Raw genomic sequence first — 12,847 nt, forward strand, 5'->3', positions numbered from 1 at the left:
CTAAAAATCATGGCACAGCAATATGTTTAAACCTTTAAATTAAAATATTTCCAAATACAAAAAATACCGGGTTATGGGGATACGTTCATAATGATTTTTCCCTACTTTAGCCATTGATGATACCTGTTGTTTCAAAATTACCCCAAACCGGAACTACCATATTCACCATTATGTCGGCCCTGGCCAACGAACTGGGTGCAATAAATCTGTCGCAGGGTTTTCCTGATTATGACTGTTCGCCCGACCTGATTGAGCTTGTAAATAAAGCCATGAAAGAAGGGCATAATCAATACGCGCCCATGGCTGGTGTCATGGCTTTAAGAGAGCGTATTGCCGAAAAAACCGAAAAGCTTTACGGCGCGGTTTATAACCCCGAAACAGAGATTACCATCACTGCCGGTGGTACACAGGCCATTTTTACAGCTATAAGTGCTGTAATTCACCCCAACGATGAGGTGATCATATTCGAGCCGGCTTTTGACTGCTATGCCCCTGCCATAAAACTGATGGGCGGCGTTGTAAAATCGCTTGCCCTTGAGCCGCCTAATTACCGCATTGCATGGGACATGGTTAAGCGGCTTATTAACCAAAAAACAAAAATGATCATTCTTAACTCGCCTCATAACCCAACGGCAACCATTTTACATAAGGAAGATATCGATGAGCTGAGTGCGCTGGTGAAAAACCAGGATATCCTGATCCTTAGCGATGAGGTATATGAACACCTGATATATGATGGCGAAACCCACCACAGCATGGCCCGCTACCCTGATCTGCAGCAACGCAGCTTCATCGTAGCATCGTTCGGCAAACCTTTTCATGCTACCGGCTGGAAGGTGGGCTATTGCATGGCTCCTGCCTATTTGATGAACGAGTTCAGGAAAATCCATCAGTTTTTGGTGTTTGCGGTAAACACCCCGATTCAGTATGCCATTGCCGAGCATTTAAAAAATGAAGAAACCTATCTTGGCCTGGCCGAATTTTTCAGGGACAAACGCGACTATTTTAGAAAAGGCCTTGAACAAACCCGTTTTAAGCTTTTGCCGTGTTCAGGATCATATTTTCAGTCAGTGAGTTACCGCGCTATTACCGACGAAAAAGATGCCGACTTTTCTATCCGTGTGGCGAAGGAATTTGGGGTAGCATCAATACCTGTTTCGGCATTTTACAGTAAGGGTATAGATCACCATGTGTTAAGGTTTTGTTTCGCCAAAAGGCAAGAAACTTTAGATAAAGCCGTTGATAGGTTAATTCGAGTTTAATTTTTGGTTAAACGTCCATAGTTTATGGACCATAGCCAAATTATTTAAGTTTGATTTTGGCTCATGGTCGATAGTTCAAGAATCGTAGCCAATTGTATAAGTTTTATCAATATGGATCAACCAATCGTCATTCATTTTTGACATGAACCATGATCCATCAACTATGAACCAAATATTATGGAAAATCTAAAAATTACTGTTTTTCAAGGCTATCTTTTTTGGGAAAATACTGATAAAAATCTTCAGAATATTACGCTCAGGCTATCGGGAGGGATCCGCGAAAAAACAGATCTCATCATACTGCCCGAGATGTTCAGTACGGGTTTTACTATGAACGCTGCTGAATTGGCTGAGCCTATGAATGGCAAAACCATGCAATGGATGGAAAAAACAGCCAAACAATATGATTGTGTGATAACCGGGACTATTATTATTAAAGAAGGTGGCAAGTACTACAACCGGTTAATCTGGATGCGTCCTGACGGCAGTTATGAACATTACGACAAACGCCACCTCTTTGCACTTGGCCAGGAACATAATACCTACACTGCCGGCACCAAAAAGCTTTTCGTTGAACTTAACGGCTGGAAAATTTGCCCGGTGATCTGTTACGACCTTCGTTTCCCGGTGTGGCTGCGTAATATAGAAGCTAATCCTTACGATCTGCTCATTGTGGTTGCTAACTGGCCCGAGCGCCGTGCTGCGCACTGGCGTACACTGATACCTGCCCGTGCGGTTGAAAACCAGTCGTACGTAATAGCGGTTAACCGCGTAGGGCATGATGGTAACGAGGTTTATCACAGCGGCGATTCCACCTGTATCGACCCTAACGGTAAGGTAGTTTACTATAAACGTGATGAAGAAGACCTTTACACTTTCAGTATCATAGGTGATGAGGTTGAAAAAGTGCGCCGCGCACTACCTTTTTTGAAAGATGCGGATAATTTTGAAATAAATATCTGAAAGAACCCTGATTCATAGGATTTGAAGATTTCTTAATTTTGTCTGAACCGGAATTTGAAGAATATATTGAATTGCCAGAATATAGAATTCAATAAATTCTTCAATTCGTTTAATTCGAGTTCAGACAGTTCCCGTTCCTACCATTAGTTTTCTTTCACTTCATACAAAATTCATAACCGTTTCGAATTTTTGTACTGTAGAATTGAAGAAGGAAACATGCGTACTATAAAATCCCTGCTATTTATATCACCGTTATTTTTTAGTTTATTAACACAAAAGGCCGAAGCGCAAACAGATACGTTAAAGATCACTTTCCCTGATGCTGAAAAACAGTTCATTGAAAACAACCTAAGCCTGCTTGCCCAAAAGTATAATGTTGATGCCTCAAAGGCGCTCATTCAACAAGCTAAATTATGGGACAACCCTGTGTTAAGCACCGACCAGAATATCCATGACGGTAGCACCAATAAATTTTTTAACCACTCAAACGGAGGCGGACAAATATTTGTCCAGTTAAACCAAGTGTTTGCCACTGCCGGCAAACGCGGCAAACAGGTAAAAGTAGCCGAAGACGATGCTAAAGTTCAGGAAGCCGCCTTTAATGACTTGATGCGTAACCTGCGTTATAATCTGCAGCTTGATTTTAGCCAGTTGGGCTCCTTGAATGCACAGCAATTAGTTTATCAAAACGAAATTAAATCAGCCACTGAACTGGTTAATGCAATTCAAAAATCATTTGATGTAGGTAATACCTCCATGAAGGACCTCATCCGTCTGAAAGCTCTATTGTTCGGTTTGCAAAATGACATGGTTGAAAATAACCGCCAGATCAATGATCTGCAAACAGAGCTTAAAACATTACTCCAAACCAAGGAAACCACATTTGTTCAGCCTGTCATAAATGATAAGCCGGTTGAAACCGTTGATCTTGATGTGCAATCGCTTATTAGCCAGGCCATGACCAACAGGCCCGACTACCTGTCAAACCAATACCAGTTAAGTTCGGCTACCCATAACCTCGCTTATCAGAAAGCACTTGCGGTGCCTGATGTTACCTTAGGTGTATCCTACGATCAACACAGCAGCTACGCCGCGCACTACTATGGTTTACAAATTGGTTTCCCGATACCGTTGTTTAACCGCAACCAGGGCAATATCAAGTCGGCACAATACAATATCAAAAGCCAGGAGAGCACCCTGAAACAAAATGAATTCCAGCTTAAAAATGATGTAGTTGCTGCTGTTAATCAATATAAGCTAAACGTGCAGTTGTTCTCAACCCAGCAAATCGCCTTTAATGAGCAGTACGATAAACTGTTTGGCGCAATGCTCAAGAGCTTCCAGCAGCGCCAGATAAGCCTTGTGGAGTTTGTAGATTTTTTTGACACCTATAAGGACACCAAATTAAAAATATTGCAACAGCAATTCAACCTGCAAAAAGCAATTGCCGACCTCAATTTTGCCGTTGGCACAACCGTAATAAAATCCTGACTAAACTTTTAAGACTTACTATGATGAAAAGAGAAACGCTGTTTTCCGGCATCTCAGCTTTGCTACTACTTGCCGCTTGCAAAGGCAAGACACCTCCCGCTGTTGAAAACAAACAGGTAACTGTGAGTGATTCGATGGCTAAAATTATCACAATCGATACTGCCAAAATCGCTACCATAAAAAATGAGCTTACACTTTCGGGCGAGGTATCATATGATGACAACACTGTTGTTAAAGTATTCCCTTTTTCAAGCGGGCAGGTGTTAGATGTAAAAGTTTCGCTGGGCGATAAAGTGAGCAAAGGCCAAACCCTCGCCATTGTACGCAGCGCCGATGTTGCAGGTAATTATACCGACCTGAGCTCGTCAAAATCCGACCTTGCTATTTACAAACGCCAGCTTGAACAGGCCGAATACCTCTACAAAAACGGCATCTCAAGCGAGCGCGATTATACCGAGGCTAAAGAAAATTTCAACAAAGCCGAAGCCGCCTACAACAAAGTAAAAGAGCAGATTGCAATCAACGGCGGCGGGAATACCAGCCCCGGCGGTACATTGGTGATCAAAGCGCCTGAAAGTGGTTTCGTGGTCGAAAAAAATATTACGGCAGGCGGCTATATCCGTCCGGATAATAATAACAGCATGTTCACTATATCCAACATGAAAGATGTTTGGATTTGGGCAAACGTGTTTGAATCAGACATTAGCCGTGTTAAAGTTGGTTATACCGCGAAGGTTACCACTATCGCTTATCCGGATAAGGTATTTACCGGCAAGGTTGATGCAGTGAGCTCTGTACTCGATCCGGACAACAAGGTATTGAAAATCAAAATAGTACTACCTAACGATGGCATGCTGCTTAAGCCGGAGATGTTCACCAGTGTGGTAATAGCCAACAGCGAAAAAGCGCAGTCGGTTGCTATACCAGCTAAAGCCGTTGTTTATGACAATAGCAAAAACTTTGTAGTGGTTTATAACAATAAAGACGATTTGAAGGTGCGCCAGGTAGCGGTTATCAAAACCGTTGAAGACACCACCTATATATCATCAGGTTTGCAAGCCGGTGATAAGATCATCTCAAAAAACCAGCTGCTTTTTTATGATGCCATTGCCGGCAACAACTAACAGGTGGATAAACCAAAAATTGCCGGGTTTTAAAACCAGGCATTTACGTTTTTAAAATACAAAGACAACAATGAACAAGTTCATCAAAAATATTATATACTTCTCGCTCAGGCACCGTTACTTTGTGTTTTTTATGACACTGGTATTGGTAGCTTTGGGTGTGTGGAGCTATACCAACACCCCTATCGAGACTTTTCCCGACGTTACCAATACGCAGATCATTATTATAGCCCAATGGCCGGGTCGCAGTGCCGAAGAAATGGAAAAAATGGTTACCATACCAATGGAAACCGTTTTAAACTCGGTGCAAAAAAAGGCTAACCTCCGTACCACATCATCTTTCGGTTTATCATACATCCGTATTATTTTTGATGATGATGTTGATGATGCGTTTGCCCGCCAACAGGTATTAAGCCGCTTGGGCAACGCTGATTTGCCCGATGGTGTTAAACCCGAGGTTGAACCGCCATACGGCCCAACAGGTGAAATTTTCCGCTACACCCTAAAAAGCCACACCAAATCTTTGCATGACCTTACCGCCATACAGGATTGGGTGCTTGACCGCCAGTTTAAATCAATCCCCGGCGTAGCTGACGTGAACAGTTTTGGTGGCGAAGAAAAAACTTATGAAGTGAGTGTAAACCCTTCGCTGTTACAAAAATACGGTCTTACTTCGCTTGATGTTTACACGGCCCTTAATCGCAGTAACATTAACGTAGGTGGTGATATCATCGAAAAAAACGACCAGGCTTATGTAGTGCGTGGTATTGGCTTAATCAATAATATCGAAGAAATTCAGAATATTATTATCAAAAACGTTAATAACGTTCCTATCCTGGCCCGTGATATTGCCGAGATTAAAGAGGGTGGTTTACCGCGTTTAGGCCAGGTGGGCCGGGATAAAAACAACGACGTTATTGAAGGTATTGTGGTAATGCGTAAAGGTGAAAACCCTGCCGAGGTATTAAAGCTCATTAACCAGAAAGTTGTCGACCTCAACAAAAGCGTGTTACCTGCCGATGTAAAGATCTCCACCTTTTATGATCGTACCAACCTGATGGATTTTTGTACCGAAACGGTGATCCATAATTTATGCGAGGGTATTATCCTGGTAACCGTTATCGTATTCCTGTTTATGGCCGATTGGCGCACAACGCTCATTGTTGCTATCATTATACCGCTGGCATTATTGTTTGCTTTCGTCTGTTTACGATTAAAGGGAATGAGCGCCAACCTGCTCTCTATGGGTGCAGTCGATTTTGGTATTATTATAGATGGCGCGGTGGTGATGGTTGAGGGGATCTTCGTGGCGCTTGATCACCGGGCTAAGGAAGTAGGGATGCAAAAATTCAACGGGTTGGCTAAACTTGGCCTATTCAAAAATGTCGGCGCCGAGATGGGTAAAGCGATCTTCTTCTCCAAGCTTATCATCCTTACCTGTTTGGTACCAATTTTCGCTTTCCAAAAGGTTGAAGGTAAAATGTTCTCTCCGCTGGCTTACACTTTGGGTTTTGCTTTGCTTGGCGCGTTGATCTTTACCCTTACCCTGGTACCAGCTTTGTCAAGTATCTTACTTAACAAAAATGTAAGGGAGAAGCATAACCCGGTAGTGATATTCTTTGAAAACGGTATCCGCCGTATGTTCAGCTACACTTACCGTAACCAAAAACTGAGTCTCATTGTAGCAATAGCCTTTATGTCGGTTACCTTCTTTTCGGCTAAATTTTTAGGTTCGGAATTCCTTCCGCAGCTTAACGAGGGCGCCCTGTGGGTAACCGCGCAGCTGCCAATGAGTACCTCGCTGGAAAGTTCGGTTAAGGTAACTGATAAAATGAGGCAGATCCTTTCAACCTTCCCCGAGGTGAAACAAACCCTGTCGCAGGTTGGTCGTACCAACGACGGTACCGACCCGAAAGGTTTCTTTAACGTGCAGATCCAGGTTGACCTTCTGCCTAAAAAGGAATGGAAACGAAGCATCAGCCAGGAAGAGCTGATAGCCGAAATGGACAAGAAATTAAGCCAGTTTCCGGGTATTGTATTCAACTATTCGCAGCCTATTATCGATAACGTAGCTGAGGCTGTTGCCGGTGTACCTGCATCTATGGCGGTAAAAATATTCGGGCCCGATTTCCAGGTGCTTGATCAGAAGGCCGACTCGGTAATGGCCGTGCTCAAGAAGATCCATGGTGTTGAAGACCTTGGTATTTTACGCAACCTTGGTCAGCCGGAGTTTCGTATTGAGCTTGACCAGCGCAAGATGGCGCTTTACGGTGTGTCTACTGCCGATGCCAACTCGGTTATTGAGATGGCGATAGGCGGTAAAGCCGCCTCGCAGCTTTATGAAGGCGAACGTAAATTTGATATCCGGATTCGTTATCAAAAACAATTCAGGGATACTCAAAGCAAAATTGAGAACCTGATGGTACCGACACTTAACGGTTCAAAAATTGCAATCAAAGAGATTTCCAAAATCACCACATTAACCGGCCCTGCATTTATTTACCGCGATAACAACATGCGTTACATCGCTGTGAAATTCTCGGTGCGTGGCCGCGACTTAGGTAGCACTATAGCCGAAGCGCAGGAAAAAGTAGGCGCCGCTGTAAAACTTGACCAGGGATATTCATTTACCTGGAACGGTGAGTTTGAAAACCAGATCAGGGCATCAAATACATTAGCGCACGTAGTGCCTGTATGTTTACTGGTGATATTCCTGATCCTGTTCATCACCTTCGGTAACGCTAAAGATGCAGTGTTGGTTATCCTGAACGTGCCGTTTGCGTTGATAGGCGGTATTTTAGCATTACATATTACTAATACAAACTTTAGTATATCAGCTGGTATTGGTTTCATTGCCTTGTTTGGCGTATGTATTCAGAATGGTGTGATCCTGATCTCAGTGTTTAAGAAAAACATTGAAGAAAAAATGCACCTTGATGAGGCCATTATGCAAGGCGTGATATCACGTGTGCGCCCGGTAGTGATGACCGCGCTGATGGCTGCCATTGGTTTAATGCCAGCGGCTATCTCAACCGGTATTGGTTCGGAAACTCAGAAACCGCTGGCTATAGTAGTTATAGGTGGGCTTGTGACATCTACCATACTAACCTTATTGATATTACCTATTATTTACGCAATCGTGTACCGTTTAATACACCTTCGTGAAAACCGTAAGCTGCTGAAAAAAGTAGGTATGATAAAAGGATAAAACTGAATACTAATTATTTGGAATTAAATCGAATTTCACGAATTAGTTATTCTAAAACAAATAGCGATGTGGATATGCCCGTCGCTATTTGTTTTTAGTGACCATTTTTTATACTAATAATAAAATAGGAAACTTTCCTGTTAGTAAATATTCGTGGTAATTAGTGTAATTTGTGCACACTCAAATCATATAATTGGTTTTAAATAATATGTCATTGATCAAACCTGTATTCCGCTCTGCTTTGCCGGTCGCCCTGTTGCTTGTTCTGCCTTTTTTATCATTGGCACAAAAGAAAAAAGAGAAGGAAAAAGACTACGCCCAACTGGTTGATCCATTTATAGGTACTGGCGGACATGGGCATACTTATCCCGGTGCGGTGAGGCCTTTCGGCATGGTACAGCTTAGTCCGGATACCCGGTTGGAGGGTTGGGATGGCTGTTCCGGTTATCATTATACCGATAGCCTGGTATATGGTTTCTCGCACACGCACCTGAGCGGTACCGGTGTGCCTGATTACTGTGATGTATTGTTTATGCCAACCACCGGCGATCCTAAATTTAAAAACACCGAATACCGCTCGCACTTCAGCAAAAAGAATGAGAGTGCCACACCAGGTTATTATAAAACACTGCTCGATAAATATAATATTGGCGTTGAGCTAACTGCAACTACCCGTGTAGGTATGCATCGCTACACTTACCCTTCAACCGATAAGGCAAATATCATTATCGATTTGCAGCACCGCGATGAGGTTTTGGATTCATGGATAGAAGTGGTAAATGATCATGAATTACGTGGTTTCCGTATGTCGAAATCTTGGGCCGATAAACAGCAGGTATATTTTTACGCTAAGTTTTCAAAGCCTTTTAAAACTTACGGTATTGCTTTAAATAACCAGATACAAAATGGCCAAAGCAAAGCACAGGGCAAGAATGTAAAGCTGTTTTTGCAGTTTGATAATCCCGGCGAAGTGATCAGCAAGGTGGGTATCTCGTCGGTAAGCACCGAAGGTGCTTTAAAAAACCTGGATGCAGAAATACCTGATTTCGACTTTAAAAAAATTCAGAAAGATGCCAAAATAGCCTGGAACCATGAATTGAATAAGATTCAGGTAGAGGGCGGCGCACCGGCCCCGGCAACCCAAACCCAACCCGTAGGCGGAACCAGCCCCTACAGTTATGCTCCTCCTGCTAAAAAAGTAGTGCAGCCAGACTATGCTAAAATCAAACAAACCGTATTTTATACCGCCTTATACCACAGCATGGTTGCTCCCAATATTTACAGTGATGTGGATGGGCAATACCGTGGTATGGATCAACAGGTACATACAGCTCAGGGATTTGATTATTACACCGTGTTTTCCTTATGGGACACCTACCGGGCTGAGAACCCGCTGCTTACGCTGATAGACCGCAAGCGCACGCTCGATTTTATCAAGAGTTTTATGGCGATGTATGATCAGGGCGGCTTATTACCGATATGGCCGCTTGCGAGTACCGAAACTTATTGCATGATCGGCAATCATTCTATCCCGGTTATAGTGGATGCTTACGCGAAGGGCATTCGTGATTTTGATGCCGAGAAAGCTTTCACCGCCATGAAAGCCGCCGTAAACCGTAACCAGTTTGGGCTGGATAATTATCGCCAAAACGGAGCTGTTCAATCAGACGAAGAAGATGCGTCTGTGTCTAAAACATTGGAGTATGCTTATGACGATTGGTGTATAGCCCAAATGGCAAAAATGCTCAATAAAACCGACGATTACACCCAATACATTCAGCGGGCACAATACTGGAAAAACGTCTTCAACAATCAGAATACTTTTATGCAAGCCCGTACCAACGGCGGCTGGCTGGAGCCTTTCGACCCTGCAGAGATCAACGGCAATTATACCGAGGGCAACTCCTGGCAGTATTCGTTCCTGGTACCCCACGATGTAGGAACCCTGATTGATAAAATGGGCGGCAAACAGGCATTTGAAAATAAGCTCAATGAATTGTTTAGCACACAATCAAAACTTAGCGGCAGTGACATTCCCGATGTAAGCGGATTGATAGGCCAATACGCCCATGGCAACGAACCAAGTCATCACATGGCGTACTTATATAATTTTACCGACTCGCCGGATAAAACCCAGTTTTATGTGAGCCGTATTTTGCGGGAAGAATACAGCAACAAACCTGATGGTTTAGCCGGTAATGAGGATTGCGGGCAAATGTCGGCCTGGTATGTGATGAGTTCTTTAGGAATTTACAACATTGCACCCGGTCAGCAGGATTTTCAGATCGGGATCCCGCAGTTTGATAAGGCAGTGATCAATTTGGAGAACGGCAAAAAATTCAGCATTATTAACCCCGGCGCCGGCATTACCCGCAGCAATATCTATCTGCAGGGCATGAACCTTGATAAAAAGGTGTACAGTAAGCTTTTTATCAACTACGATGATATTATCAAAGGCGGGGATTTTGAGGTGTTTACCGGCAGGCTGGCTAATAAGATCTTTACCCAGGATTTGGAAAAACCTGTTTCAAAAATTACGGATAACCTGATTATTTCTAACCCATATATCATTGCACCTGCTAAATCATTCAAACAGCCTTTCAGCCTTGAAATCAAAGATCAGGATGCTGATGCGAAGATCTATTACACGCTCAATGGCTCTGCTCCTACAGCATCGTCAACACCTTATACACAGCCAATTACTATTAGCGATAACATCACGGTAAAAGCTATCGCGATAAAGGAGGGTAAAAGCAGCTTTATTGATGAGGCAAGTTTCATCAAACTCCGCAACGATATTAAGCTAACTATACAGAACAAATACCTGCCAAACTATGCGGCTAAAGGCGATGAATCATTAATTGATGGACAGCACGGCACTACCAACTGGCGTTTAGGCAATTGGCAGGGCTACCAGGGAAAAGATTTTATAGCCATTGTTGATATGAGCGCCGTTAAGCCCATCAAACAAATCAGTATCAGTACCTTGCAGGATAGCCGAGCATGGATTGTGTTCCCTAAATATGTACAGTTCTGGACATCAAATGATGGCAAAACTTACAAACTGGCGACCACCATTAACACCAAAGTTGATATTAAAGATACCAACGTGCAAACGCAGGAATTTACCGCGCCGTTAAACACCAGTGTCCGTTATATTAAACTGATAGCCAAGCAATACGGCCCGCTACCCGACTGGCATGAGAACAAAGGCAATCAATCCTACATTTTTGCCGATGAAATAACAATAGAGTAATGATTTGATGTGCGGATAAATAAAGTCTGCTATGAGATATCATTTAAAAACGAATAAAACTATTTCATTTTTAAACGGTTAGCTTTATACAAAAAACTTTACCACACATGGAAAATTACAAACCTACCTCTGACGACGGTAAGACCGCCGGCATCATCAGTTATTTTACGCTTATCGGATGGCTTATCGCTTATTTTGCATTATACACCAACAATAAAACACCGCTTGCATCCTACCAGATGAGGCAAACCTTATTGTTTCACCTCGTTTCAATTCTTATTTCATGGATTGCAGGTTTTATTATAGGCCTGGCCTTTGTAACATCAGGGATATTTATTGGTGCGTCTATCCTTTGGATTATACGCCTGGGCTTGCTGGTTATTTGGATCATCGGTTTAATTGGCGCAATTAATGGCGAAAGAAAACCGATGCCCCTTATAGGCGAGCCCGCACAAAATATGTTTTCAGGCATTTAAGATTTTCACAGCGCAGTTTAAGACTTACGAAGTTTTGAAAATTTCGTAAGTCTTAATATTTCCGTTATTGCTTTTCTAACAAGTGTTTAGCCTCCTGTAGCTTTTCCATTTCGTCTTTAGGCAAAACAGGGAATTCCAGCTTCAACTTTTTCAAGGTATCTCTGATTATAGTTGATATCGCGATGCGCGTAAACCATTTCTTATCAGCCGGGATAACATACCAGGGGCAATCATCTGTAGCGGTTTCGTTAATGGCTTTTTCATAAGCTTTCATATACTCATCCCAATGCTCCCGTTCCGCAATATCGCTGGCCTGGAACTTCCAATTTTTTTTGGGGTTATCTATTCGCTTTAAAAACCGCTTTTTTTGCTCTTGCTTTGAAACATTAAGGAAAAATTTGATCACAACAGTACCGCTGTTACAGATATGCTTTTCAAAATTGCGGATGCTCTCATACCGTTGTTCCCAAAACTGTTTATCAATATCTTCAACTTGTTTTATGGCCGGGTTATTTTCTTTTAAAACAAGTTCGGGATGGACTTTAACGACAAGTACATTTTCATAGTGCGACCTGTTATGGATACCAATCCGCCCTCTTTCGGGCAGGGCTTTGTAATGCCGCCACAAAAAGTCGTGATCATAGTCTTCTGAACTGGGTTGTTTAAAGCTATAAACCTGGCAGCCCTGCGGGTTTATGCCCGACATAGTGTGCGCTATAGCGCTATCTTTTCCGGCAGCATCCATCGCTTGAAAAATAATAAGCAATGAATAACTGTTTGAGGCATAAAGTTGTGCCTCCAATTTAGAAGTTTCAGCTATCAGTTCATCCAAAACAGACCCGGCATCTTCTTTTTCGTAACCATCGCTAAATGCAGGATCATGATCATTCAGCGAAAATTTGCTATTACTTGGTACTTTAAATTGTTCTGTCAAACTTTTCATATAAATAGATATCCATACAAAGTACAAAAACAACATTAAAGTTTTAGCAACTTAATTTCAAATATACGTTGCAACCTTCAACAGGCGATTTTTTTTATCCAAACAGCTTTTGATTTATTTATTG

At 42.5% G+C, this 12,847-nt stretch carries 8 protein-coding genes; 7 read left to right on the forward strand and 1 reads right to left on the reverse strand.

Annotated features, from left to right (window positions below):
* Window positions 1-116 precede the first annotated feature (116 nt).
* The 7 genes from FHW88_RS18900 (at window position 117) to FHW88_RS18930 (ending at window position 11,780) form a co-directional block, all read left to right on the forward strand.
* Window positions 117-1,262 (forward strand): methionine aminotransferase, encoded by a 1,146-nt coding sequence (locus FHW88_RS18900; protein WP_176627507.1) that lies wholly within the window; start codon window positions 117-119, stop codon window positions 1,260-1,262.
* 177 nt (window positions 1,263-1,439) lie between these two features.
* Window positions 1,440-2,225: an amidohydrolase gene (locus FHW88_RS18905; RefSeq protein ID WP_176627508.1), complete on the forward strand. Its 786-nt coding sequence runs from the start codon at window positions 1,440-1,442 to the stop codon at window positions 2,223-2,225.
* A 216-nt stretch (window positions 2,226-2,441) separates the two neighbouring features.
* Window positions 2,442-3,716, forward strand: coding sequence for a TolC family protein (locus tag FHW88_RS18910; RefSeq protein WP_176627509.1), 1,275 nt, complete (start codon window positions 2,442-2,444; stop codon window positions 3,714-3,716).
* A gap of 20 nt (window positions 3,717-3,736) precedes the next feature.
* A complete protein-coding gene (locus FHW88_RS18915) occupies window positions 3,737-4,840 on the forward strand; it encodes an efflux RND transporter periplasmic adaptor subunit (RefSeq protein WP_229701564.1) in 1,104 nt (367 codons plus the stop codon).
* A 70-nt stretch (window positions 4,841-4,910) separates the two neighbouring features.
* Window positions 4,911-8,048: an efflux RND transporter permease subunit gene (locus tag FHW88_RS18920; protein WP_176627510.1), complete on the forward strand. Its 3,138-nt coding sequence runs from the start codon at window positions 4,911-4,913 to the stop codon at window positions 8,046-8,048.
* A 208-nt stretch (window positions 8,049-8,256) separates the two neighbouring features.
* Window positions 8,257-11,304 carry a GH92 family glycosyl hydrolase gene (locus FHW88_RS18925; RefSeq protein ID WP_176627511.1) on the forward strand — a complete coding sequence of 1,016 codons (3,048 nt, stop codon included), beginning with the start codon at window positions 8,257-8,259 and terminating at the stop codon, window positions 11,302-11,304.
* A gap of 107 nt (window positions 11,305-11,411) precedes the next feature.
* Window positions 11,412-11,780, forward strand: a complete 369-nt coding sequence (locus FHW88_RS18930; protein WP_176627512.1) for a DUF4870 domain-containing protein — start codon at window positions 11,412-11,414, stop codon at window positions 11,778-11,780.
* A gap of 64 nt (window positions 11,781-11,844) precedes the next feature.
* Here FHW88_RS18930 and FHW88_RS18935 read toward each other — a convergent pair whose 3' ends face one another.
* Window positions 11,845-12,723 carry a polyphosphate kinase 2 family protein gene (locus FHW88_RS18935; protein WP_176627513.1) on the reverse strand — a complete coding sequence of 293 codons (879 nt, stop codon included), beginning with the start codon at window positions 12,721-12,723 and terminating at the stop codon, window positions 11,845-11,847.
* Window positions 12,724-12,847 lie beyond the last annotated feature (124 nt).

This window comes from Mucilaginibacter sp. SG538B (assembly GCF_013376065.1).
GTDB lineage: Bacteria > Bacteroidota > Bacteroidia > Sphingobacteriales > Sphingobacteriaceae > Mucilaginibacter > Mucilaginibacter rubeus.